The sequence below is a fragment of the Paenibacillus sp. FSL R5-0766 genome, from assembly GCF_037971845.1.
Lineage (GTDB): Bacteria > Bacillota > Bacilli > Paenibacillales > Paenibacillaceae > Paenibacillus.
Map to the genome: position 1 here is coordinate 6,296,436 of NZ_CP150227.1, position 26,093 is coordinate 6,322,528.

25 protein-coding genes are annotated in these 26,093 nt (G+C 47.3%); all 25 read right to left on the minus strand.

The genetic code is table 11. The features are described from left to right. Positions 1-133: 133 nt before the first annotated feature. The 25 genes from MKY66_RS27250 to MKY66_RS27370 all read right to left on the minus strand — a co-directional run bounded on the left by MKY66_RS27250 (position 134) and on the right by MKY66_RS27370 (position 26,086). Positions 134-1,261, minus strand: coding sequence for an MraY family glycosyltransferase (locus tag MKY66_RS27250; protein ID WP_036667762.1), 1,128 nt, complete (start codon positions 1,259-1,261; stop codon positions 134-136). Positions 1,262-1,638: 377 nt separating this feature from the next. Beyond that, the gene (locus tag MKY66_RS27255; RefSeq protein ID WP_076209806.1) at positions 1,639-2,400 is read right to left on the minus strand and encodes a WecB/TagA/CpsF family glycosyltransferase; all 762 of its coding nucleotides are present in this window, start codon (positions 2,398-2,400) and stop codon (positions 1,639-1,641) included. Positions 2,401-2,407: 7 nt separating this feature from the next. Beyond that, entirely contained in the window at positions 2,408-3,589 is a 1,182-nt protein-coding gene (csaB, locus tag MKY66_RS27260; protein ID WP_076209805.1) for a polysaccharide pyruvyl transferase CsaB, read from the minus strand. Further along, on the minus strand, positions 3,565-5,586 hold the full coding sequence (locus MKY66_RS27265) for a DUF5693 family protein (protein WP_076209804.1): 2,022 nt from the start codon (positions 5,584-5,586) through the stop codon (positions 3,565-3,567). The genes csaB and MKY66_RS27265 overlap by 25 nt, the downstream gene beginning before the upstream one ends. A gap of 411 nt (positions 5,587-5,997) precedes the next feature. After that, the gene (locus MKY66_RS27270) at positions 5,998-7,719 is read right to left on the minus strand and encodes a phospho-sugar mutase (protein WP_076209803.1); all 1,722 of its coding nucleotides are present in this window, start codon (positions 7,717-7,719) and stop codon (positions 5,998-6,000) included. A gap of 111 nt (positions 7,720-7,830) precedes the next feature. Next, the gene (fabZ, locus tag MKY66_RS27275) at positions 7,831-8,262 is read right to left on the minus strand and encodes a 3-hydroxyacyl-ACP dehydratase FabZ (protein ID WP_036613058.1); all 432 of its coding nucleotides are present in this window, start codon (positions 8,260-8,262) and stop codon (positions 7,831-7,833) included. A 485-nt stretch (positions 8,263-8,747) separates the two neighbouring features. After that, complete coding sequence (locus MKY66_RS27280; RefSeq protein ID WP_017691949.1) at positions 8,748-8,972, minus strand: DNA-directed RNA polymerase subunit beta; 225 nt, start codon at positions 8,970-8,972, stop codon at positions 8,748-8,750. 12 nt (positions 8,973-8,984) lie between these two features. Continuing rightward, a complete protein-coding gene (locus MKY66_RS27285; protein ID WP_076209802.1) occupies positions 8,985-9,824 on the minus strand; it encodes a flagellar hook-basal body protein in 840 nt (279 codons plus the stop codon). Between the two features lie 531 nt (positions 9,825-10,355). Then, entirely contained in the window at positions 10,356-11,240 is an 885-nt protein-coding gene (locus MKY66_RS27290; protein WP_076209801.1) for a flagellar hook-basal body protein, read from the minus strand. 102 nt (positions 11,241-11,342) lie between these two features. Next, a complete protein-coding gene (locus MKY66_RS27295; RefSeq protein WP_076209800.1) occupies positions 11,343-12,341 on the minus strand; it encodes a rod shape-determining protein in 999 nt (332 codons plus the stop codon). A 219-nt stretch (positions 12,342-12,560) separates the two neighbouring features. Continuing rightward, on the minus strand, positions 12,561-12,848 hold the full coding sequence (gene spoIIID, locus MKY66_RS27300) for a sporulation transcriptional regulator SpoIIID (protein ID WP_024632710.1): 288 nt from the start codon (positions 12,846-12,848) through the stop codon (positions 12,561-12,563). Positions 12,849-13,018: 170 nt separating this feature from the next. Further along, entirely contained in the window at positions 13,019-13,759 is a 741-nt protein-coding gene (locus MKY66_RS27305; protein WP_036667765.1) for a M23 family metallopeptidase, read from the minus strand. A 347-nt stretch (positions 13,760-14,106) separates the two neighbouring features. Beyond that, positions 14,107-15,447 carry a stage II sporulation protein D gene (spoIID, locus tag MKY66_RS27310; protein WP_076209799.1) on the minus strand — a complete coding sequence of 447 codons (1,341 nt, stop codon included), beginning with the start codon at positions 15,445-15,447 and terminating at the stop codon, positions 14,107-14,109. Positions 15,448-15,916: 469 nt separating this feature from the next. Further along, positions 15,917-17,263, minus strand: a complete 1,347-nt coding sequence (gene murA / locus MKY66_RS27315; protein ID WP_083656970.1) for a UDP-N-acetylglucosamine 1-carboxyvinyltransferase — start codon at positions 17,261-17,263, stop codon at positions 15,917-15,919. A 521-nt stretch (positions 17,264-17,784) separates the two neighbouring features. Then, positions 17,785-18,042, minus strand: a complete 258-nt coding sequence (locus MKY66_RS27320; RefSeq protein ID WP_017691941.1) for a DUF1146 family protein — start codon at positions 18,040-18,042, stop codon at positions 17,785-17,787. A 606-nt stretch (positions 18,043-18,648) separates the two neighbouring features. Next, positions 18,649-19,053, minus strand: a complete 405-nt coding sequence (locus MKY66_RS27325) for a F0F1 ATP synthase subunit epsilon (RefSeq protein ID WP_076209797.1) — start codon at positions 19,051-19,053, stop codon at positions 18,649-18,651. A gap of 62 nt (positions 19,054-19,115) precedes the next feature. Continuing rightward, positions 19,116-20,519: a F0F1 ATP synthase subunit beta gene (gene atpD / locus MKY66_RS27330; protein WP_047840699.1), complete on the minus strand. Its 1,404-nt coding sequence runs from the start codon at positions 20,517-20,519 to the stop codon at positions 19,116-19,118. Positions 20,520-20,614: 95 nt separating this feature from the next. Beyond that, the gene (gene atpG / locus MKY66_RS27335; RefSeq protein ID WP_076209796.1) at positions 20,615-21,487 is read right to left on the minus strand and encodes an ATP synthase F1 subunit gamma; all 873 of its coding nucleotides are present in this window, start codon (positions 21,485-21,487) and stop codon (positions 20,615-20,617) included. A gap of 129 nt (positions 21,488-21,616) precedes the next feature. Further along, a complete protein-coding gene (atpA, locus tag MKY66_RS27340) occupies positions 21,617-23,131 on the minus strand; it encodes a F0F1 ATP synthase subunit alpha (protein ID WP_047840700.1) in 1,515 nt (504 codons plus the stop codon). A gap of 16 nt (positions 23,132-23,147) precedes the next feature. Beyond that, a complete protein-coding gene (locus MKY66_RS27345) occupies positions 23,148-23,696 on the minus strand; it encodes a F0F1 ATP synthase subunit delta (RefSeq protein WP_036612565.1) in 549 nt (182 codons plus the stop codon). After that, the gene (gene atpF, locus MKY66_RS27350; RefSeq protein ID WP_036612568.1) at positions 23,693-24,181 is read right to left on the minus strand and encodes a F0F1 ATP synthase subunit B; all 489 of its coding nucleotides are present in this window, start codon (positions 24,179-24,181) and stop codon (positions 23,693-23,695) included. Before atpF ends, MKY66_RS27345 begins: the two co-directional genes overlap by 4 nt. Positions 24,182-24,294: 113 nt before the next feature. Then, positions 24,295-24,519 carry a F0F1 ATP synthase subunit C gene (gene atpE, locus MKY66_RS27355; protein WP_017691934.1) on the minus strand — a complete coding sequence of 75 codons (225 nt, stop codon included), beginning with the start codon at positions 24,517-24,519 and terminating at the stop codon, positions 24,295-24,297. 78 nt (positions 24,520-24,597) lie between these two features. Further along, on the minus strand, positions 24,598-25,416 hold the full coding sequence (atpB, locus tag MKY66_RS27360) for a F0F1 ATP synthase subunit A (RefSeq protein WP_076209795.1): 819 nt from the start codon (positions 25,414-25,416) through the stop codon (positions 24,598-24,600). 45 nt (positions 25,417-25,461) lie between these two features. Beyond that, a complete protein-coding gene (locus MKY66_RS27365; protein ID WP_076209794.1) occupies positions 25,462-25,839 on the minus strand; it encodes an ATP synthase subunit I in 378 nt (125 codons plus the stop codon). Next, entirely contained in the window at positions 25,832-26,086 is a 255-nt protein-coding gene (locus tag MKY66_RS27370) for an AtpZ/AtpI family protein (RefSeq protein WP_017691931.1), read from the minus strand. The genes MKY66_RS27365 and MKY66_RS27370 overlap by 8 nt, the downstream gene beginning before the upstream one ends. Between the last annotated feature and the right edge of the window lie 7 nt (positions 26,087-26,093).

A 26,093-nucleotide genomic window follows, 5' to 3' on the forward strand; every position in this document is an offset into this window, starting at 1 on the left:
TTACCTTATATATCGGCAAAAGGTTCCAATTATTTAGTAAAAATCTCAAAATAAACAAAAAACCTTATCCACATGGGATAAGGTTGGGTCTGGAATAATATTCAAGAATAGCTGTAACCATTACATTTATCTATTATGATTTCGAACGAGTCTCCGGATTTAGCTTCACGCGCATGCGCATCAGGAAGTTAATAACCGGTCTTCTCGTTTTGCTAACAAGCCCGATAACTTCTGCTCCCACCTGGAGGAAGAACATCATGATGCAGATGACCACAAATGTCACCCAGTTCGCTTCGAACATGGCAGCGGAAGATTGGATAATCGCCAGAACTCCGAAGAATGCGGCAATTCCATAAATGATCAGCACCGTCTGACGGTGACTGAATCCAAGTTCACGCAAGCAGTGATGCAGGTGACCTTTATCCGGTGCGAAAATCGGTTTCCGTTGTACCGCACGACGGATAATCGCGAAGAAGGTATCCGAGAGCGGCACACCGATAATGATCAGCGGTGTAATAAAGGACACGATAGCAATTTGTTTGAATCCCAGCATGGACAGCATCGCCAGAGAGAAACCAAGGAATAGTGATCCGGTATCCCCCATGAAGATCTTGGCCGGGTGGAAGTTGAAGAATAGGAATCCGATAATACTACCCAGCAATACAAGACACATCAAGGCAATCATCATGTTACCCATCAGGAAGGACATCACTGCAATGGTACCAATTGCAATACCAGATACACCGGCAGCCAGACCATCCAGACCATCAATCAGGTTAATCGCATTGGTTACACCAACGATCCAGAAGATCGTCAGCGGAATGGATACCCAAGCTTCGAGTGAAGAGTAGGAATCCTGAAACGGAATGTTAACGAAATCTACCCGGATATTAAATCCGAATACAACGACAGAAGCAGCAACGATCTGACCAAGCAGCTTCACTTTGGCCGATAGTTCAAACCGATCATCGAGTGCCCCGATCAGCACGATAATTGTTCCGCCAATCAGAAACGCGCTGACAAAACTCATATCACGAGTCGTGAACCATGCCGATACAAACGGAAGCAATGCAGCTACCGTAATAATAAAGGCCAGGAATATTCCCAGACCGCCAAGACGTGGCATGATCCGTGTGTGTACTTTACGTGCATTCGGCGTATCCATTGCGCCAATGCGGACTGCGAACTTTTTGACAAGTGGTGTCAGGGCAAGAGCCAGTCCCATTGACACGATAAATCCAATGATAAAGATCGCTACCATTTGAACATTCGACCCCCAATTATAATACCTGTACGAAATTATAAATCCCCTGATCTCTTTTTATATATAAAATTATTTGTAAGTCACTTTTGATGAAAAATGCAATTTGCACCAGAACGGAGAGGGCAGAAATAACCTGTAGAAGCGAAGCGTTCGCCTTTATCGCGGGATTTCAACCTTGCAAAGGTGGATAAAAGAAATCCAGAGATAACAGCGATCAAAAGGTTATTCTGACATCGAAGTGGCCGTATGCAACAACTTCCGTTTTTCATGAAGTGGCACACATGTAATCCGGAATGAATTATACGCTCATCACACCCGAAAAGCCATCCTCAATTTCTAGCAAAAACACGCATTTATCTCGCAATTACCTGTTTTTAACGGACTTTCGTCACGTTTTCTTTGTCACGCATCACCTTAACAGCGAATTTCGGAAGCGCAAGCATCCGGCCTGCCCGGCTTGGTTCACGCAATAAGCGATAGAACCACTCCAGTCTTAACTTTTGGAACAGCATAGGCGCACGTTTGGTTTTGCCCGAAATCACATCAAAGCTGCCGCCAACGCCCATGGTTACGGGAACCTGTAGGGCATCTTTGTGCTTGTGAATCCACGGTTCTTGGGTATCTGCCCCACGTGCTACAAACAACAGATCAGGTGCCACTTCCCGAATGGAAGCAATGACCTGATCATCCTCAGCCGGACCAAAATAACCGTCACGATAACCCACAATTCGAATCGCCGGATATTGCTGTTGTAACCGAACTGCTGTTTCTTGAATCACCTCGGGGGTGGAACCAAGCAGATATACGCCCCATCGATAGTTTTCTCCAACACGCAGCAATTCATGTAAAAGCTCAAAACCCGGCACTCGCTCAGCTACAGGATCTCCACAATAGTTTGCAGCCCATACGACACCTGTTCCATCAGGAACAATCAATTCCGCAGCTTGCATGACTTCCATGATTGCGGGATTTTCCAATGCGGCCATGACCATAATTGGATTGGCTGTAATAACCTGATGTGGTGTCTGTTTGGACAGCACAGCTTCCTGGAGAACCTTCACCGTTTCTTTCATCGTCAGTTTGGAAAAAGGAATGCCGTAGATTGAAACGGTAGGTATTGATCCGGTCTGACTCATCTTTATCTCATCCTTTGCGGCCTAAATAGTTAATAATCTGCTGTGCAGGTACTCTGGCTTCCTGCTTCAGTTGGGTGATACCTTCTTCATGTTCCTTCAACCATTGTGAACGTTGATCTAGCAGTCCAACAACAGTCTTAGCGAGTTTGTCGCCGTCGAGTGTATCCGTATTGCCTGCTGGTTCACTGTCCAGACGAAGCAGGAATTGATCGATTTTCGGATCATACGATATACCCACCGGAGGCACATATTGCGAAGCTGCATAGATCAGACTGTGCAGACGCATACCGATGACGAGATCACACTTGCTGACTTCCTCCAGCATAAGCTGAGGATCGGTCAAATCCTGTGTGATGCTAATCTCACTGCCTTTGCTGGTCACATCACCGAGCATTTCCATAAGGAAACGTGATGCCTGTTCATCAACCGGCAAATGAAATGGCAGAAAACGCAAGTGCACGGCTCTTTTGGAGCACAGTTTTTTCAATCCTGCGGCAATAGCCGTAAGTTCCTTCCGGTCGGACTCCCAAAAACGTACCGATACGCCGATCACAGGAAGCTTGGTATGTCCTCCAGTTGAAGGTTCCACTCGATTAGCTTGAGTAGCAGCATTTGCTGAGACAGCACCTGCGCCCCTCTCAACTTTTGTTTCAGGTAATGGCAAACCCATTACGGGGTCAGGTACAACATGGATCTGATTCCACTGTAACCCGAGCCCACGCAGGTAGTCTGCAGATTGTTCATCCCGAACGGATACATAGGTGCAGGCCTTAAAGACCGATTTGATCATTGGATTAAAAATTTTACGATTCACAGGGCCGATCCCCTGTGCATAGATAAACGTTGGTTTTTTCAGCCACTGGGCCAGCTTGATTACACCCAGATAATAAGGAATGGATTTCAGTCCAGTTGCATCCTGCAATAGACTTCCTCCGCCACTGATTAACCCGTCGCTCTCCTTGAGTGCTTCACGGACTTCCTTCAATTTCATACGATGCACGGAGCGCACACCGTACATGGCGGTTGTCGACTCGGGATCACCCGAGAGAACAATCGGTTCAATGGTTATGTTCGACCTTTGGCTTTCCTCTTCCAGCGCTGTCAAAATCGACTTTAGCACCGCTTCGTCTCCGCTATTGCGGAATCCGTAATACCCCGAGATGACTAACTTTTGAGAAGTGGTGACCATTTTTTCCAACATCCTTCCGCTACTTGCCACACACCCACAGCAATGATACCGAAGATTAAGCCAAGTCCCAATCCCATCACTCCACGAATGAGTGACAATACAGCCGGCGTATGGATATGCGCGAACGTATCCACCATGGACAACTGTCCAATCGCTGCAATAATGAGCACAAAGATGACTTTACGATATTTTAAAGCGGCGAACACGCCAACGATAAATAGCGGGTGTCCCAGCATAAATTCTTTGAATCTCGGACGTACACCGAACGTATCTTCCAACGTGGTACGAAGGAACATCTCGAATGGTGTTACTGAACCCGAGTTGCCTGTACGGCTCAAGTAATAGTATCCAACAACGGCAGCAACAAGTGCCAAAACAACCATTAACACATTAATTGGCATACGAAGCATTTCTTTAATTTGCTTAATAGAGAACGAACCCGAACCACGATAAAACACAATATAGATCGCTACCAGTGCCATAGGTGCAAAGTGCAACAGACTCACGCCGCGGAACTGGTTAATAACCAGACTGTACGTAATGCTGTTAAGCAACGCGATGACAAAAGGTACCGCGAGGAATGACAGAATCGAAGTTCTTACATATAAAATTAATGTCTGCTTCAAACGACGACCCGCAGATGCGTCGGGTTGACGCTGTTGCTGATAGTTCACTGTACGAACGGCCAGCACCATCGCTATGGTCGGCGCGGCGATTGCCACAAGCAAGGCAATTCCTTGCTCCAGCAGCGTTGGTTTCAAGAGGAACAATCCTGCACTGCCCACCAAAGCAACCACAAATGCGATCAAGGTCAGTAGTGGGATAAAATAAGAAACCATAAGTGCAATCATGGCAATTGCACCAACAAGAGCAACCAGCTTCGCATAACGCTGAATCGAGGAATCCTTAACTGTAAATGCTTCAGCTTGTCCAAGTTCAAATCCATGCTTCGCCATGCGTTCTACCGCATGTCCCGGCTCACCCAGGCTGTTGATCAGATTCTCAATTGGATCTGTAATCATAGCCTTTGCTGTATTCCGGCTTGGTGATGCATTCATATAGAGCATACGAATGTTACGATCCTTGGTTGCGAGAACAAAACGGTCAGCAATGACATCAACGTCCAGATTGGCATCTCCATCGCTAAGCGAGTACAGACGCGTAACATTGTAGTCCGTTTTATAAGCAAGGGTCTGGAATCCAGACTGCGGTTTCTTCAAGTTCTCGATGGCTGCAAGACCAATATTATGCTTGTTCAGCAACTGTGCGAATTGGTCGAGGCTTTTCATCTCTGCATTATCATTGTACCCTTTCACAGCATCACCATCAAACAAGATGCGCTTTACGTCATTCTCTTCGAAGAAGGTAAGCAAGCGCTCCATCGATTCCTGGCTGTATGGCACACTGTCCGAGATCCGCGGCAAAATGTAGAAACCTTTATCACGCAGCATCTTCACGGCAACCGGATCGGGCTGCAAAGGCTGCATGTTGGCATTCTCCGGAGGAGTCTGCAATATTAAGCCGCTACGACCTTCATATTCCCATGGTACAACCGGAATCTGCCGATCAGCGAACGTTTGTTCAATAATAGGGGTATACGTCTGTGCGTTTTCCTCTGATGTAAATAACACATACGTGTAATTTGCATTAGAAGGGATCACATCTTTGGTCAAGTTCGCGAGATCCTGACCGTTATATACCATTAGTCGGCGTGTCTTTCTCAGCTCGTCCAATGTACTTTCGAACACAGCCATCGTTGTTACGCCTGCGTCTTTTAGACGAGTCAATTGTTCATTCATGAAATCTTGCGGATGTGCCTGATAAGCGGAGATATCCAGAAGACCCCGATAGTTGAAGACAAGCTCCACCTTTTTGGCAGAAGATTCTGTCTGCACCCGATCACTGATTACAGGGATGGACGCAACCAGACCGATGATAACGACGAGCCACAACCACTTCCGAGAAGCGTTATTCCAATAAAGCCATTTTTGACGCACTACATGTACCTCCTCAAGTGTTGGAACCAAATGCACGTTCAGCTCAAGTAATTCGTTCATATAACATTCATACAATAGGTTACAAACAGCTTGTGTCAACAAGCCCTCTTATATGCTAGATAGATTGAAGTAAAGCATTATTTACACTTGCCACTTCGATGACAGAACAACCTTCCGATCGCTGTTATCCCCCGATTTTTTTGATTCACTTTTAATAAAGGTGAAAATCTGGTGATAAAGGCGAACGTTTCACTTCTTCAGGTTATTTCTGCCCTCTACGTTCTCGTGTAAATGTTCAGTTCAATCTATATAGATCCATCTGTAATATTATTTCAAAGAAAAACCCCTCCGCCAACCAACCTTACGGTGCGGAGAGGCCTTCTCATGTTCTTGCTCATTGTTGCATTCGTATTATTGTGCGTCTACACGCGACATCACTGTAGTCACCAGACGCTCGATCCGGCTTTCCGCATCTTCCAAATTCTCTCCACGCACGGCGAAGTATACTTTGATCTTCGGTTCTGTTCCTGAAGGACGCAAGCAGAACCATGAACCGTCTGCCAAAATGAACTTCAGTACGTTCTCCTTCGGAAGACCGTCCAGACCAAGGGAGTAGTCCAGTACATCTTGTACCGCAATTCCCGCTACTTCTTGTGGTGGATTGGAACGCCAGTCCGTCATTTTGGCTTGAATCTGAGCTACGCCGTCTTTGCCTTTCAGCGTACGGGACTCCAGCTTCTCCAGGAAGTATCCGAATTGGTTGTACAACTCTTGCAAGACATCATACAGTGTCTTGCCTTGGCTCTTATAATAGGCAGCTGCTTCAGCAATCAGCATCGAGGCAAGGACAGCATCCTTGTCACGGGCATAGTTACCGGAAAGGTAGCCATAACTCTCTTCATATCCGAACAAGAATGTATGACTGCCTGTTGCTTCGAACTGGTTCATTTTTTCACCGATATATTTGAAGCCTGTCAGTGTGTTCATCACTTCTGCACCGTAATGTTCAGCAATAACAGCACCCATCTCACTTGTTACGATTGTTTTGACAACTGCACCGTTGCTTGGCAGTGTTCCTGTCTCTTGCAGGCGACTGAGCAGGTAATGTACCATAATGGCACCAGACTGGTTACCGGACAAGACGAAATATTTGCCATCATTGTCTTTCACCACAGCACCCATACGGTCTGCATCCGGATCTGTTCCGATCAGAATGTCAGCACCAACAGATTCCCCCAACTTCATTGCGAGGGTAAACGCTTCGCGTTCTTCCGGGTTAGGGGATTTCACGGTAGAGAACTCAGCATCCGGCTGTTCTTGTTCGGCTACAATATGCACTTGCTCGAATCCGATCTGCTCCAACACGCGACGTACAGGGATGTTACCTGTTCCGTGTAGCGGTGTGTAAACGATTTTGAAATCACGGCCAATGCCGGATTGGATCAGTTCGCGACTGAGACTGCGACTTGCTACGGTATCCACAAATGCTTGATCTTGGTCTTCACCCAACCAGATCAAGAGCCCCTGAGCTTCTGCTTCTTCTTGCGTCAGTTTCTTCACGTCAGCTAGGGAAGGCACTTCCTGGATGTACTGAATGACTTTTTCCGCTTCATTCGGTACCAATTGACCGCCCTCATGATTGTATACTTTATATCCGTTGTATTCCGGTGGGTTATGGCTCGCTGTTACAACGATCCCTCCAGTTGCCTTCTGATGACGCACTGCAAATGACAACTCAGGAGTTGAACGCAGGGATGGGAACAGCTTGGCTACAATGCCGTTTCCAGCCAATACAAGCGCAGCATCCAGTGTGAATTCAGGTGAGAAATGACGGGAATCATGAGCAATGACAACAGAAGGTTTGCCTTCTTGGTCACCATGCTGCTCAAGCAAATAACGCGCAAATCCTTGCGTTGCCCGACCTACCGTGTAACGGTTCATCCGGTTACTTCCGGCACCAATGACTCCGCGCAATCCACCTGTACCAAACTCCAGGTTTCTGTAAAAACGTTCCTCCAGCTCTTTCGGCTGATCCTGCAAGTCACGAAGCTCCTGTTTCGTTGCTTCATCAATCGAAGCATCCTCCAACCATTGCTGCAACGTCTCTGCTGCTGCTGTGCTTAACTGTTCCATTCCGATAAACCCCTTCCGTCTATATAAATTCAGGTGTGCTGAGTTACTTCAGCATCTTGCATCATTCGGTCCGTCTACGTTCCTGCATGATGTCAATGCTCACGTATGTAATCAGCTTGGGTCAGACAGTGCAAACATAATCTCGCCTTCAGCGACCACTTTGTCATTCACTCGGGCAGTTGCTTTACCTTTACCAATAGAACCCTTCAGACGTGTAATCTCCACTTCCAGAATCAACGTATCTCCGGGCACAACTTGTCCACGGAATCGGAAGTTGTCCAATCCCGCCAAAAAGCCGATTTTTCCTTTGTTGCCTTCCAAATTCAGAATGGCTACCGCACCAACTTGAGCTAGTGCTTCTGTAATCAGTACACCCGGCATTACCGGATACTCTGGGAAATGACCAATGAAGAAAGGTTCGTTAATGGTTACGTTTTTCAAACCAACGGCACGTTTGCCATCCTCAATCTCTAGAATCTTGTCCACCAGCAGAAACGGGGGGCGGTGCGGGATGATTTCTTGAATCTGTTTGATATCGAGCACAGTGTAATCTCCTCTCGGGATGTTTATATGAGCGTTCTTCATCATGGATTGACTCTTAGCGCTACGGTGGTCGTTACGGTTACGGATCGTCCCTCTGATCGCTGTTGTCTCCGAATTTTTTTGATCAACCTCAGAGAGGTCAAAATTCGGTGACAAAGGCGAGCGCTTCGCTTCTTCTGAACGATTCCGTTCCCTCCACTTACTTCGGTGCTGCAAGGTCAACCCCCACATGACAAAGTCGAAGCTCATATAAAAGGTTTTTAATTTTTAAATTTTGTATGGAAAGCATATTTTCGGTTAACACTAGTTATATCCTTCATGACTGCAGTAGTGAAGGTTAAGATAAGGGGTCTCTCTTCGCGATGACGAATGTCTTTCGCAGGGGAGGCCTCTTTTGTGACGTCAAACGTCATCCATCATTATACTGTTTTCAACGTCAAAAAGAAAACTCCTGCCTGCGCAGGAGTTTTCACTTAACTCGTACATTATGGAGCGAACACCAGATTATATACATGTTCCCATGTACTCCATTGCCATACGGAACCGATATCCTGTTTGCCCAGTACCACATATCCAGCTACCATTCCGCCAGCGAGGGCAAGAACAAGCAGGACCGGAACCAGGAACCATCTTGCGATGCGCCATCCACTCTTCTTCTTCTTGACTTCCTTCTTCTCCGGCTTACTGTTCTGCTGCTGTGTTTCTGTCATCACATTCACCTTTTACGCTCTCATATTGTTGGCAAGACCCAACATGGAATCACTTGAAGTTAGCGCCTTTGCCGCCAGCTGATATGTCCGCTGTCCTTGTATAAGCAAAGACATCTCCTGTGTCAGATCCACATTGGACTGCTCCAGAAATCCTGGACGGATCAAGGCAGCTGCCTGACGTGTAGCTGCATTAGCGCCAAATACATCATCTTCGGTCAATCCCGCATCCAGACCAAACAGGTTATCCGCATACTGTACCAGCCCCTCAGGGCGTTCAATGTCTACCACTTGCAGCTGTGCTCCAATGGTTGCGTTTGCCTCATTACCGCGTCGGATTAACAGGTTGCCATTTTCATCAAAAGCAACTTTGCTATTATTCGGTGCCGTAATACGATTGCCTTGACGATCCAGGGCAAAGTGGCCTTCGCCATTAACCATCACCATCAGATCAGGTGAATTCGGAGTAGGCTTAGGTCTTGTATCGGGTACAAAATGAAATGCACCCTGCCGTGTCCACATTTTCTCCCCATTCGCTTCAACTGCAAACATCGCATTTCCCTCAATGGCCAGATCGGTCGGAAGGCCAGTCTCGTTCAATGGGCCTTGAGACATATCCTTCGTTACATCTGCCAAACGAGCACCAAAACCGAGGTTATATCCCATCGGTGTGGAACGTCCATCCAGTTTGTACTTGTCCGGTTGTTGTTGCACTCGGGTCAGCACATCCTCGAAGGCCGCTTGCTTGCTCTTATAGCCTGCCGTATTCACGTTGGCAATATTATCGGAAATGACATCCAGACGCTGCTGAATGGCAGTCATGGACACCTTGGCACTAATCATGGAATTATTCATTGATGGTATACCCTCCCTTGTGTCCTGTCCACCCTCCCAAACCCTCCCTAGTAGGGAGGGCCCCAGATGGCGATGCCCTCTGGACTCCCGAAACAGGCGGATTAGGTAAGTGGGGTACGATCTTGCTAAGTGGCGGTGGTGTATGTGCGCCGCGACTGCCGTGCTATGATTCCCGCCATAGTTTCACATGGCTGAATCATAGCACGGCACGCTCTTTATGCGGCGTGTAGCTCCGCGTGGTCTCTTCCCTGCTTTGCTTCGCAAAGGGCTGTCGAGACCGTCGCTTCGCTTAGGTACTGTCACGCATTCCTCGCATAAACTCGGCTGCGTTTAGGTTCTAGCGCTCCGCGAGGTCTCTCCTTGCTTTGCTTCGCAAAGGGCTGTCGAGACCGTCGCTTCGCTCAGGTACTGCTACGCATTCCTCGCATAGCCCGGATGCCTCTAGGATCTTGTGCTTCGCGTGAGCCTCTCTGCTTTGCTGCGCAAAGGGCGTTTGGCTCTCCGCTGCGCGTTTATATTTAAACGTCGGCGTTATACACGCCCGACTTCATTGACGGCTTTATCCAGACTGCGGTCGTAGAATTGTACGACCTTCTGGTTTGCTTCATACGCACGGAATGCGGCGTTCATATCAACCGTTGCCTGTGAAGCATCAACATTCGAGCCTTCCAGGTATCCCTGACGGATCTGCACATTATCACCAGCAGCCATCATCCGGGACGTTGCCCCGTTTGCATCGCTGAGACTGAAATTGCCATTACCTTGACGAACCAGTTGATTCGGCTGGTCAATGACACTAATGCCAAGAGTAACCCCTGTTGGTGCACCCGTTGCTGCATCAACGAGACGACCTTGCTCATCCACTTTAAATTGCTCTACGGAACCTGTCAACACTACGGGTTGTCCATTATTATCCAACACTTGTGAACCTGTTGAACTCAGCAATTGTCCCGTTCCAGTGATCTCGAAGTGACCATCGCGTGTATATCCGGTGTTACCTTCTGCATCCTGAACTGTAAAATACGCCTGAGGCTGGTAAGTCACCGTGCCGTCGGCCCGTACAAATTTGCCTGATGCGTCAAACGGGACAGGTTGTCCAGTCTGCGGATCATTGACAGTCATATTGGATGAAATGGAAAAATCATTTTTCTGCCCAGTCTCCATAATGGTCCCCTGCAAATTCATGGACAAACTCTCTTCCGCGAACACCCCCGTGTTCAGCTTGCCCAGCCGCTTTGTTGGAAGATTTGCATCTCCGCCTACCAAAGTAATGAGCATTTCCGGGAAGGAACGGCTTACGCTGTTCACCTGTTTATATCCCGTGGTGTTCATATTTACGATATTCTGTGTTGCTGTGTCATGGCGGCGTTGTTGCGTAATCATTCCCGCAGTAGCGGTGTACAGACCTCTTAACATGAATTAACCCCTCTCCTCAAGCGCTTGTCCTGCATCGCAGGTTGGCTGCTTGTCCGTTCTGCTTTCCGAGCATGGCGAACCTTTGCTATTTATATCGGCAGATTAGAACTTTTTCTTAACCACCTGATCCAAATTATTAAGCATTATGCCTGTCCCCTTCACGACACAGTGCATTGGATCTTCCGCAACCCATACCGGTACATGCAATTCATTGGACAAAAGCTCGTCCAGTCCGTTCAGCAATGCACCTCCGCCAGTCAATACAACACCACGATCGATAATGTCCGCTGACAATTCAGGCGGTGTACGTTCCAATACCGATTTGGCTGCCACGATGATGGATTGTACGGAATCCCACAGTGCTTCCTGTACTTCTTTTCCCGATACCGTTACGGTAACTGGCAGACCGGATACCATATCGCGCCCGCGAATATCCATCTCCGTTTGCCCTCCATCCGGGTGCACGGAACCAATCGCAATTTTAAGATCTTCAGCGGTCCGTTCTCCAATCATGAGCTTGTACTTGGCTTTGATAAACTTGATAATGGCTTCGTCGAACTTGTCCCCTGCAACTTTAATAGAAGAGGCGGTGACCACGTCGCCCATAGAAAGGACTGCAACGTCAGTCGTACCGCCGCCGATATCCACGACCATATTGCCGCTCGGCTGAAAAATATCCATTCCCGCACCGATCGCTGCCGCTTTCGGCTCTTCTTCCAGAAACACTTCTTTGGCACCGCTGCGTTCTGCCGCCTCACGGATGGCCTTCTGCTCCACGGAAGTGATGTTCGTTGGTGCACAGATCAAAATCCGAGGGTGGCTGTACCAGCTTCTTGCACCCACACGATTAATGAAATGTCTGAGCATCGCTTCTGTAATCTCGAAGTCCGCAATAACGCCGTCACGCAGCGGTCTAATGGCAACAATGTTACCTGGAGTACGCCCCACCATACGACGCGCTTCTTCCCCAACAGCAAGGACACGCTTCGTATCTCTTTCAATGGTCACGACGGAAGGTTCATCGAGGACAACCCCACTTCCTTTCACGTGAATAAGCACGTTGGCCGTGCCAAGATCAATACCGATATCCTTGCTAAACATAAAAGAGCCCCCAAAGTGATATTATTTGGTCAGCGTATCCTGTGAAAAAGAGTCCCTTATCACGTCACCGCTCGTTCGACAAAGTGCAACATATATATGTAAAAATCGGGCTGATAAGATGTCATAATTCGATCCTGTACCAGCTTTTAACATATCATACTTCAGGGGAGGGATTCAATGCATGTGTGAGCTTTTTGGCCTACGTCTTTGTGAAGATGCTTACGATTTGGCGGAAGCCAACACCTCACGTTTCTTGCCACTCGTTTTTTTGTATTTAATTTTGGTCGCTTCACCGCCCCGCAAATGGCGGATCGACTTGTGATACTCCAAAATGTGTTTCACCTGGTCAGCAAGATCAGGGTTGATTTCCGGCAGACGCTCCGTCAGATCCTTATGCACAGTACTCTTTGACACGCCGAATTCCTTGGCAATGGTACGGACCGTATTCCTCGTCTCAACAATGCAGCGACCAATTTTGATGGTCCGTTCCTTGATGTAATCGTGCACGCTCCCGCCTCCCTACTGTGTGGATAGTTTGGTACATTATATGAGGAGCATGCCTATATATTCGCGGTTTAGAGGTGTGACAAGCTTCGAAGGTCCCATTATTTTCTGAAAAGCACAAAAAGAGCAGAGGTTCAACCCTCTGCCCATCATGTTGCTGCGGTAAAATTCATTTATTTTTCCGGAAGATATCCTTGCGGGTTAACCGGCTGTCCGTCTTCGTACACTTCAAAGTGAAGATGGTTGCCAAGCGTTTTACCCAATTCATTGACGCCAGCGGATGCAATCGCATCTCCCTGTTTCACTTCGTCGTCCTGTTTCACTTTGACGTCTGCCAGGCTTTGGTATACCGTCTTCAGGTTATCGCTGTGTGTGATTTCCACAACCTGACCTGTGAGCGGATTTTGCTCAACCCGGGTAACTTTACCGGCGAGTGCTGCTTTGACTTCAAACGTTTTGTTATCCCCACGTGCCAGATCCACACCCGTGTTCGGGATGAATGTATCATTGTACTGCACCATTGCCGCTTCATGTTCCTCGGTTGAAGCTTCGCTATCATAGAAAGGTTTTACTACCGAAATTTCGGACGGTACCGCTACCGGCCATACAAAATTCTCCGACTTTGCAACAACTTCCACACTTTCTTCTTCTCCGCCTACTGCTGTTCCTTCTGTACCCGCCGATGCACCTGTTTCTACTACCCCGCTAGCAGGGTCCGAGTTTAGCGTTTTGTCGCCTGTGCCCTGATAGACCCACACTAAGGTTAGTATAATGCCTGCTGCTGCGATGTAGGCTGCCGGGAAGACCCAGCGTTTGGACATTGCTCTTTTCCATGAAGAGGGCTGACTAGCCGGTACTCCTTGAGTTGTTTTAGGAGTTTCTTCTTGGTTTGTTTTTTTGTTTTGTTCATTCATGTTAATCACCTCAGTAACAAGTGTTACCGGGTGCAACTCTTTTATACACGCGCGACTCTAATTATTTTCACGGAGGTTTCAGAGAGTGCTATATATGGTGGAGATGTACAGCGGGTATGTGCACCGCTCCGGGGCCAGAAAACCTTTCGACCGGCTGTTATCCCCGGATTTCCTGATTATTTCTCCCAAGGGAGAAATCCGGTGATAAAGGCGGACGCTTCGCTTCTACAGGTCTTTTCTGTCCCCTGCGCTCCCCATACGCTAGCACTCTCCTCATATATAGCCGAATCTCGAAAGCTCCGGAGTGGGTGGTTGGTAGAATGGTCTGGATTGGCTGTACTTCTCTCTTACTTCGAGGCCAGCATCTTGGATGCCTGTCCGAATGAAATGCCGGTATAGTAGTGTTTGAGAATCTGGGTGGCCGTGTGTCCCTCCTGCGCCATGCCGTTTGCTCCCCATTGGCTCATGCCAACCCCATGCCCATACCCGAACGTTGTAATTTGGACCTCGTCACCTGTGGTCTTCCAACTGAACTGGCTGGATCTTAATCCAAGCAGTTTGCGAACTTCGGGTCCGCTGAATGTTTCACCTGCGATCTGCATTTCCTTAATTCGATGCCCTTTGGTTGTAGACAATACTTCCATCCACGATCCATTCTTCTGGGCGGTAACCGGAATGGCATCCAAGTTTAACTTCTGCAGAATCTCATTACGCTTCATGGTGACGGTTTGCTTGAATCCTGGTGCCAGATTTTTGTCCCACGGACTGTCTACACTTTGCAGATACGGTACAGCGTTCCCCCATACATCCTCGGCATTCTCGGTATACCCATTACTTGTGGAAAAAAAGGATGCGGTGATCGCCTTGCCTTGATAGGTCATCACTGTATCTCGACTTTCGCGTACAGCCTGTTGCAGCTTCTCCCATTCCTTCGCCTTCCCTAGACGCGTCCAATCCGCTTTCACCTGATCTGGCGGAATAAACACCTGATGGCTGACTGTATCCGTCACATCCGCCGCACCCGACGGAACACCGCTTGTATCACTCGCAGCTAACCTACGCACGATAAATGTACGAGCTGCTATTGCCTGCGCCTTTAACGCCTCCAGTCTGAATTCCGCCGGCATCTCAGCTGCTACAACCCCGGTAACATAGTCTTCCAGTGGCAGATTCATCGTTGTGCCCGTTGCAGACAGGTATACGCGTACTTTAGGTTCAGGGTACGTAATAGGAACGGCTGGCGCAGGAGCTGGGGTTCTTGTACTGCTTGAATCTGTTGGAGCAGGGAGCGGCTTTGGTGCTTCGCTTGTCCGCGGCCATGCCAGAATTACCGGAATCAGCAACGCCATTGCCAATAAGGCAGATACAGCGGCGGCAGGTTGCCATCGCTTCGTATTGCGTCCCCATCGGGGTTTTCGTCCAAATGTCCGCATTCGGCGACGCTTCACTCGGCGGAATTGGTCCAGCTCAATAACAGGTATATGAATGTGCTCGGTTGTCTTTCGGTTCAACTCATCTGTCGAAACCCGTCCTGGATTGGAGAAACTTGCAGGCTGTGATGGAACAGTCCTCAGGTTCAATGGTGCAGGCTTGTCTTTTTCCACTCCAGAAACGGTATTTCCCTCCGGCTCTTGCATACCTGGACGAGGGACAAGGGGTACCTTTACCTGTACACGAGCTTCTTTCATTTGAATATAACCCTCCGTTATCTATGGCCGGTCATGTGCCGGTCGTGTTGTTCAAATCCATAGTTTAGGTTATGAGCTGGCTTGATCTGATAGAACCTGATTTAAGAGAAACGAGGCCCTTTTCGTTCAGTTCAATCTCCTGTTTTCTTTTGCTATGTACATCTAAGAAACGTTGATCTGTCGCTGAATACCGGTAATTAACTGCAGTCGACACCCTATATAAAGTACGCTCTTTCATTTGGTTCAGAATCGATACAGAATACGATGTTATGCTATACAAGTTAGGACCAGCTATTAATAGAATCAGGTATCAAATATCTCGTCATCTTCCTAAAAGTAAACACAAAAAAAGCCAAGCCAGTTGGCTTAGCTTTATCATTTTTTACAATATACGTTCTATCGCATTCATAATCCACACAACCGTGTGACTCATAATCGAGGGACCATATTTTTTCTATTCAATCCAGTGTTAAGCCAAAGTTGGTTGCACCTTAAACATCGGTACTTCTTTCTCCACTTTTTCACTAGGTGCTTTGGTTGCTTCCAGCTTAGGCTCATCAACCGAGATCCGATAGATGTCAGCCCCAAGTCCGTTAAGCTTCTCAGCGAGATGTACATAGCCACGGTCGATATGATGAACACCGCCCACTTCCGTTGTACCTTCAGCAACAAGACCTGCAATAATGAGTGCGGCACCCGCACGCAGATCGGTAGCCGTTACTTTGGCACCCTTCAGTTTGGCATTACCTGTGATGATGGACGAACGTCCTTCAACTTTGATCTCCGCATTCATCAATTGGAACTCATCCACATGCATGAATCGGTTTTCAAAAACAGTCTCTGTCACGACACTTGTTCCTTCAGATGCGAGCAAGAGTGCCATCATCTGGGATTGCATATCTGTCGGGAATCCTGGGTATGGTAATGTTTTCACATCCACAGCCTTAAGAGGACGATCTGCGATTACACGCACGCCATTCTCATCCGGTTGGATTGTAACACCCATTTCTTCAAGCTTCGCGATAACGGAGCCTAAATGATCAGAGATTGCACCTTCAATGTACACGTCACCACCCGAAATTGCAGCAGCAGCCATATACGTACCAGCTTCTACCCGATCCGGAATAACGGTGTGTGTAACGCCTTTAAGTTTCTCCACACCTTCAATGCGGATCACTCCAGTACCAGCACCACGTACGATGGCACCCATTCCATTCAGGAAGTTGGCAAGATCCACAATCTCAGGTTCTTTCGCCGCGTTCTCCAGAACAGTTACACCTTCGGCCAATGTTGCAGCCATCATAATATTTTGAGTGGCACCTACGGAAGCCACATCCAGATAAATTTTCGCGCCACGCAACCGTCCTTGGCTACGAGCTTCGATATAACCTTGGCCCAAGCTGATCTCTGCGCCCATGGCTTCAAAACCTTTCAAATGCTGATCAATAGGCCGTGTACCGATGGCACATCCACCAGGAAGTGAGATTCTTGTATGACCCATACGAGTCAACAAAGGCCCCATGACCAGGAAAGACGCCCGCATTTTACTTACCCATTCATACGGGGCTTCACAGGAAGTAAGTTTCTCCGCATTTACGGTAATCACTTCGTCCCGGTATGTAACTCCCGCTCCCAGCGATTCCAACACCTTGTTAATCGTCATCACATCGTCTAGAGGAGGCGCGTCAATAATAACGCTTTGTCCTTCTTCCCCTAAGAGAGAGGCAGCGATGATCGGAAGAACAGAATTTTTAGCACCGCTAACTTTGACACTTCCGGTCAACCTTTTGCCACCGCGGACGATAAATTTGCTCATCATGGTTCCCTCCGCGCTTTTATTCCCTTTTCTTCATTCCGGAATACGTAAGCCCCACTATGCTAGAAAGGACTGTTGCTGTGTGTGGAATTTCGACATATTCTGGCATATTGCCACAGATGTCTGTTCAGAAAAGAATTGGTTTTTATAATCCATATCAATGATACCATGTGCCGTGCATCTTGCTATTCAGCATGTAAAATCAGTGTCTCACAAGCCAGCAGAGCATCAGAACAGACAGAGTGGGATGGTTATTAGCCGGCATGAACCGGATATCCCGTTTATAACTACAAAATAAGTGAACAATTGTGAATTCCCTAACTTCCATCATAACATTGTTGAATTGTACGATACAAGCATTTTTACATAAAACATCTCAAATTCATCCAATTTAACGTCACATTTTTTTCTTAATTTCTTTACCGACAACTCATACTCTAATTGTTAACACAATTAATCGATGTTATTCGACAATGAGCAGCTTGAAGAACCTAACAGATGATTAACCAACCATCTCAACATTAAAACAAATTACGCAACATTTGAGTCCAGGACAAGTAGTCAATGACAAAGCCAGCAACGGCATGCCCCAAAATGATGGCGAGCAACAAATGCAACAGTCTTCCCTGAGCACCTCGTGGTTGCCTGATGATTAAATCCAGTTTGAGATTTGTCAAAGCCCACCAAGACAACGCAATACATAACAGGGAGACGATGATTGAGACCAAGCCATTGGTGCTTAACGCCTGGTTCACCTGATTCGTCAGATCAGTATCCATATATTCTTTACCTCCACATTTGTTGCAGCGATCAGCATATCATATGCCCGGCACCCATAACTTGTTAGTATAATGGAATGTCTTCAGCACAATATACTGAGCGTACTGTCAGATTTACTCCTGCCAGGCAGGAATCTCCTGATGCCCAATCACCGAGCAGCAACAATGCGGCTGTGCATGACTATGGAATCTACTACGCAGCTTCCTGCTTCTGCTGACTCTATGGAATATAGGCTCTTTCATCATACATTGTCAATTACATTGATTTCCACTTCTAAAATATTTTAATTTTAAAATGCCGGGATTTTGTGACTAAAACGACATAAAAGAGCGCTATTTCGATATCGATTCTGTCATTTCCTCGGAAATAATTTAAATTTACTCATGAAAAAAATGGTTCTCTTAGTGGTAAATGCGCCCACTACTTTAGTCCTACATTCTATTCAAATCCTCATAATCGGTGAATATTTTGCTTAAAATACTTCTGTTTACTGAAGGAACAGGATGGATTTGTGGTCAGCTATTTTGATATATTCGATAAAACAATTCTATCAAACAAACTCAAAAAAGCCCGGCAGACTAAGCCGCCAGGCTTCCAAGAATCGTTTATTTGCCGAATACATTAATCCGGTTAACCGCTTTTTGCAGTGCAATCTCTGCACGACGGTGATCAAAGTGGTCCTGATTGCTTTGGCTTGCAAGCCGACGTTCAGCCCGCTCTTTCGCCGCACGCGCACGATCCACATCAATGTTTTCCGGGAATTCAGCACTCTCTGCGAGTACAACAACCTTATCTTTACGAACTTCGATAAACCCGCCACCGATAGCAACTCGTTTATTTTCTTTTCCGTTATGGATATAGATTGGTGCAATCTGCAAAGGTGTAACCATAGGAATATGACCTGGCATAATGCCAAGTTCCCCTTCAATACCACGAGCCGTAATGCTATTCACCTGTTCTGAATAGACCAAACGCTCGGGTGTTACAATTTCCAACAAAAAGGTGCTCAATTCCATCCCTCCTGAAATATCCGAAGGATAGCCCGCTTCATAAGGACAATCCTGGATTCAGACTAAACCAGTGTTTTGGCTTTCTCCACTGCCTCTTCAATTGTACCAACAAAGAGGAAAGCTGCTTCCGGAAGATCATCATACTTACCTTCGAGAATCTCTTTAAAGCTGCGCACCGTTTCTTTAACTGGAACGTATTTACCCGGAATACCGTTAAATGCTTCAGCAACGTGGAAAGGCTGGGACAAGAAACGTTGGATTTTACGAGCACGGTATACAAGTGCTCTGTCTTCTTCACTCAACTCGTCCATACCCAGGATTGCAATGATATCTTGCAATTCATTGTAACGTGCCAAGATACGTTTAACGCCTTGAGCTACGCTGTAGTGTTCTTCACCTACAACTTCAGGGGACAAAATCCGGGAGCTGGAAGCCAGTGGATCTACCGCAGGATAGATACCCATCTCGGAAATTTTACGCTCTAGGTTCGTCGTTGCATCCAAGTGGGCAAACGTCGTTGCAGGAGCCGGGTCAGTGTAGTCATCCGCAGGCACATAGATGGCCTGGATGGATGTTACAGAACCTTTTTTCGTTGATGTGATACGTTCTTGCAGTTGACCCATTTCTGTTGCCAGTGTAGGTTGGTAACCTACCGCGGAAGGCATACGTCCAAGCAAGGCAGATACTTCTGAACCCGCTTGGGTGAAACGGAAGATATTATCGATAAAGAGCAACACGTCACGGCCTTCTTCATCACGGAAGTATTCCGCCATCGTCAGACCTGTGAGGGCTACACGAAGACGTGCGCCTGGAGGCTCGTTCATTTGTCCGAAGACCATTGCTGTTTTGTTGATAACGCCGGAATCACTCATCTCGTGATACAAGTCATTACCTTCACGTGTACGCTCACCAACACCCGCAAATACGGAGATACCGCCGTGTTCTTGTGCGATGTTGTTGATCAATTCCTGAATGGTTACCGTCTTACCTACACCGGCACCACCAAAGAGACCGATTTTACCACCTTTAGCGTAAGGAGCAAGCAAGTCGATAACTTTGATTCCTGTCTCCAGCATCTCTGCTTGGGTAGTCAGTTCATCAAATGCAGGTGCTGAACGGTGAATCGGGTTCTTGTGCTCAGCAGCTACGGCACCGCCAGTATCAATTGCTTCGCCGAGTACGTTAAATACACGACCCAGTGTTGCTTCTCCGACAGGTACAGAGATTGGTGCTCCTGTATCTAAAGCTTCCATACCACGAACAAGTCCATCCGTGGAGGACATCGCAATACAACGTACTCGGTTGTCACCCAGATGTTTCGAAGCTTCGAGTGTAAGGTTTACACTTACGCCGCTCTCACTTACTGTAGTGATCGTAATGGCATTGAGGATTTCCGGCAGACCGCCGCGATCAAACTCGACGTCAACAACCGGACCCATGATGCTCACAACGCGTCCTTTGTTCATCTTAACGTTCCCCTCCTACAAGCCTGCTACTTTTGCAAAAATAATGTACCGTTCGTTTATCTTTGCTCTGCAAGCCTTCATTAATAAAAAAACGGTTAGCCTTGTGCTGCGTTGGCACCTGCCACAATTTCCGTAATCTCCTGCGTAATCGCCGCTTGACGGGCACGGTTGTATGTCAATGACAAGTCGTTAATGAGTTTGGATGCATTTTTGGTTGCATTACCCATTGCCGTCATTTTCGCGCCGAGCTCACTTGCCTTACCGTTCAGAAGTGCACCATAGATCAGCGTTTCCGCGTAACGCGGAAGCAGAACCTCCAGTACAGCCTCAGCAGACGGCTCGTATTCGTAGCTTGCCGTTGGTCCTTCCGCAGCAGTTACCTCAGGTGTTTCCATCGGAAGAAGTTTTTCTACCGTAGGAATCTGGGTCAACGCATTCACAAAGCGGTTATAACAAATGTACAATTCATCAAATTCAGCCAGTTCAAACCCATGAACAGCTTCGTGTGCGATGGATTTGATATCTGCAAATGAAGGCGAATCCGACAGATCCGTTGTTGTGGATGCCATCGCCATTTCACGACGTCTGAAGTAATCGCGTCCTTTACGTCCAATGACGAACAATTCGTAGTCATCCTGGGAGTTGTGGCGCTCTTTGAGCGTCTGATTAACCTGACGCAAAACGTTCGCATTGTATCCACCTGCAAGACCACGGTCCGATGTAATGATCAGGTAAGCTGTCTTTTTGACCGGACGGCTCTCCAGCATCGGGTGCTGTATACCTTGCGTGCTTGATGCAATACTAGCTACAACTTCTTTCAGTTTCTCCGAATAAGGACGGGCTGCTTCCGCTTTTTCCTGCGCTTTACGCAGTTTTGCAGCAGCTACCATCTCCATTGCTTTGGTGATCTGCTTGGTGCTTTGTACGCTTTTAATTTGCCGCTTAATTTCGCGCATGCCTTTTGCCATGATTTCACCACCTTAAAGTTTTGACAAAGTCAAAACTACATCGTAAGCATCATCTTTTTTGACAGAGTCAAAGTATTACATGCAGACATGCGGAATCGGTTAGACAACTCCGCACCTGCAATCATTTATTTAGACAGAGACAGCAAAGCTCTTTCTGAACTTCTCAATTGCACCTTTCAGTGCATTTTCGTTGTCTGCAGTCAATTCTTTAGTATCACGGATGGATGCAAGAATCTCCGGATGGCTGCTCTCCATGAACGCGAGGAACTCACGCTCGAAACGAGTAACATCACCTGTGGGAATCTCATCCAGGAATCCTTTAACCGCAGTGTACAAGCTGACAACCTGTTGTTCTACAGGCAGAGGCTGGTTAACACCTTGCTTCAGGATTTCCATCATACGTGCACCACGATTCAGGCGGGCCTGAGTCGCTTTATCCAGATCGGAACCGAACTGGGAGAACGCTTGAAGCTCACGATATTGAGCGAGGTCGAGACGCAGGGAACCTGCAACCTTTTTCATCGCTTTAATCTGAGCAGAACCACCGACACGGGATACGGAAATACCTACGTTGATCGCCGGGCGTTGTCCAGCATTGAACAAGTCAGCTTCCAGGAAGATTTGTCCGTCCGTGATGGAGATTACGTTCGTTGGGATGTATGCAGATACGTCGGAAGCTTGTGTTTCAATAAACGGCAGTGCGGTTAAAGAACCACCACCAAGTTCATCATTCAGCTTCGCAGCACGCTCCAGCAAACGGGAGTGCAGGTAGAAGACGTCACCCGGATAAGCCTCACGGCCCGGTGGACGACGAAGCAACAAGGAAAGCTCACGATATGCAGAGGCTTGTTTGGTCAAGTCATCATAGATAACCAGAACGTGCTCGCCTTTGTACATGAAGTACTCACCCATCGAACAACCGGAATACGGTGCGATGTACAAGAGTGGTGATGGATCGGAAGCTGCTGCAGTTACAACGATTGTGTACTCCATTGCGCCTTTACGACGAAGAGTTTCCACAACTTGAGCAACCGTAGACTGTTTCTGACCAATAGCCACGTAGATACACTTCATGCCGCTGCCTTTTTGGTTCAGGATCGCATCAATTGCGATGGATGTTTTACCTGTTTGACGGTCACCGATGATCAACTCACGTTGTCCGCGACCGATTGGAACCATTGCATCAATGGCTTTGATCCCTGTTTGCATCGGCTCATGAACCGATTTACGATCCATTACGCCTGGTGCTTTACCTTCAACCGGACGGAATTCCGTTGTAGCGATTGGCCCTTTGCCATCTACAGGAATACCGAGCGGGTTCACAACGCGTCCAATCAATGCTTCGCCTACAGGCACTTGCATGATTTGACCCGTACGTTTCACTTGGTCACCTTCACGAATATCGTAGTAAGGTCCCAGGATAACGACACCGACATTGCTTTCTTCCACGTTCATGGCGAGTCCCATAACACCGCTTGGGAATTCAACCAACTCGTTGGACATGACGTTCTCAAGTCCGTAAACACGAGCGATACCATCACCAACCTCGATTACCGTTCCGACTTCGACTACATCGATATCGGTCTTGTATTGTTCGATTTGGCTCTTAATTAATGTACTGATTTCTTCTGGTTTGATACTCAAGTGTCCTCACCCCAATCTACTGTACTCGTCTGTTAAAAGACTGCTCAAGACGTTCGAGCTTGCCAGCCAAGCTGCCGTCATAGATCGTATCGCCAATGGCGACTTTCAATCCGCCCAGCAGAGTCGGATCAACAATGTTCTCGATACGAATCTTTTTATTCACACGGCCACCGAATTCACGGGCTACCGCTTCTTTTTCTTCATCATTCAACGCATAAGTCGAGTAGACACGCGCATCAGCGATGCCCAGCGACTCACCTTGGATCTTCCGATAATCATTCAGCAAGTCTCCCAGCAATTCAACGCGTCCGCGCTCAATCAGCAACAAGACTGTACGAAGGACTGAATCGGATACCTTGCCATCAAGACTTGAGTGAATTACGTTCTGCTTCGCTTCATCAGAAATGTTAGGGGATACGATAAATTTCTCGATATCTGCATCTCCGGTCAATGCACTGACTACTGCAACCAGTTCCTGTTCAACCTCAAGCACCTGCTGTTGCTGAAGAGCAACTTCGAACAATGCTTTCGCATAACGCTTGGCAACTATCGTATCGCGGCTCATTGTCGGCCTCCTACCTCATTGAGGTATTGGTTCACAAGCTCTTCTTGTGCAGGACCGTTCTCAACTTCTTTTTTGATCAACTTGGATGCAATCTGAACGGAAGCTGTACCCAGTTCGCTGCGAAGTGCTGCGACTGCTTTGTTCTTCTCGCTCTCGATTTCGCGTACTGCATCGTCTTTCAGACGATTAGCTTCAGCTTTTGCATCAGCCAAAATCGATTCAGCTTGTTTGCCACCCGTTTGTTTGGACTGTTCAATGATGTCGTAAGCATCTTGACGTGCTTGCTCAAGAGCTTGTTTTTGTTCCTCCACATAGGCAATGGCCTGTTCCCGAGTCTGTGCAGCCTCATTCATCTGCGTCATCACGAGTTCACGACGTTTTTCCATAATGGAGAACAAAGGCCCGAAGGCATAACGGCTAAGCAGCCAATATAAAATTGCAAATGCAACAATCGCAAGAAGCGTATTTTCCCATATGAAACTCAATCTGTTCACTCCTTCCTGGAGGTATCCTTGAAACGTCATCCGTTAGAACGGATATTACCTAAAAAGAAGGCGCGGATGGCTATGGCCTTCCCCGCCAAACCTTTAAAATTTAATTAAGCCATACCGTAGAACATGAACGCGAGTACCACACCGATGATCGGCAATACCTCGATCAAACCTACACCGATAAACATTGTTGTTTGAAGAGTGGATTTTGCTTCCGGTTGACGGGCAATACCTTCCACCGTTTTACTGATTACCATACCGTTACCAATACCTGCGCCAAACGCGCCCAGTCCTGCAACAATTGCTGCTGCGATTAATGCCATTGCTCCCATTTGTATATCCTCCTTAAAATGATAAATCGAATTTTTTATTGTTCAGCCTGGTGAAGAAATCTTCGTAGGGCTTGAAACTTAATGCTCGTCGTGTGTCTCGATGCTCTGTGAAATGTACACCATCATCAAGATAACAAACACAAATGCCTGGATCGCGCCGATAAAGATACTGAAGCCTTGCCACACCATAAGTAGCGGAATCGCTGCAATAGCACCAAACACTTTGAATGTGGTCAGTTTCAGGATCGTTGCGATCAGTACCTCACCCGCGAAGATATTCGCGAATAGACGCATACCGTGTGTCAACAGCTTGGATGCCGTCTCAATCAAGTTGATTGGCAAGAACAAGGCGAATGGCTTGAAGTAATGCTGGAGATACCCTTTGGTGTTACGGAACAATCCAAGTCCATGAGATACAAGGAACGCTACGAGAGCGAGTCCCATCGTTACAGACAAGTCGGCTGTTGGTGATTTCCACCAGGCCAGTTCAACGTGTGGGTGTGCCTCTGGGTCCTTGGCATGCGCTTTTTCAAACGCCTCCACCGCTGTAACAATCGGCTTACCGAATACTTGCGCATGTTCTGCGCTGTCCACTGCAGTTACCGCTTGGAATGGAAGTCCGAGCATGTTTCCTACAAAAATGAACATAATCATGGAAAGAGCGAGAGAGATAAAATGTTTACCTTTCTTCATATCCATTGTACTGGAAATCAGATTGCGGACGAATTCTACTGCCCACTCCATAAAATTTTGCAGCTTGCCGGGATTTTCAACGGATAATCTCCGTGTTGCCAGTACAGCAAAAATAAAAACAAGTGCACCTGTTACCACCAGCATCAACAGTACCGATAGATCCAGTCGAAATCCGCCAAGCATAATAATTGGAGCTTCATGCATATTTTTCTCACCCCTTTCTCGACTTGAAAGCTGCAGCCCTTAACATCATTCTGCTCTGCGGGAATGGACAATCCCTATAATCAGTAAGGAATATTGTGCAATGACGAGACCGCCTGCAACCGCATATGTATTGAAGTACTGCGGAAAGCGCATCGATATGAATATACCGAGCACAGCGAGTGCCGCTCTTGTCAAGAATCCCAAGTTGACACGCTTCAAGTTACCTTCTGCCGCATCATCAGACATTTTCCTTACTTTGTAGCCCAGGTAAAATGCATTGATCCAGCTAACTCCTGTACCCAGGGCCAGTCCCAAAGCAATTGTCTCCACACGTGGCATAAAGGCCGCTGCGAGAAAACAAATCATAAGAAAGTACATGACGAAAACAGTCATCGATCTGCGGTATCTGGTTAGTTCACTCATCACTTTCCCCCATGATTTTTTTCGCGATAAAGTAGATGCTTACACCGCCTGCCGCAAGAAAAAAGAGAACGCTTACGGCGATCCATATTCCGTTACCTCCGATGGTCTTGTCCAACCAGGAGCCAGCGTAATATCCGGCAACAGCGAGAATGGCAATCTCGATCCCAAAAGCTGTCACGAGTCCCATTGCTTTCCATACATTATCGTCATGGTTACGGGATGAATTTGGTTTGTTCGAATCGGCCATTTTCCAC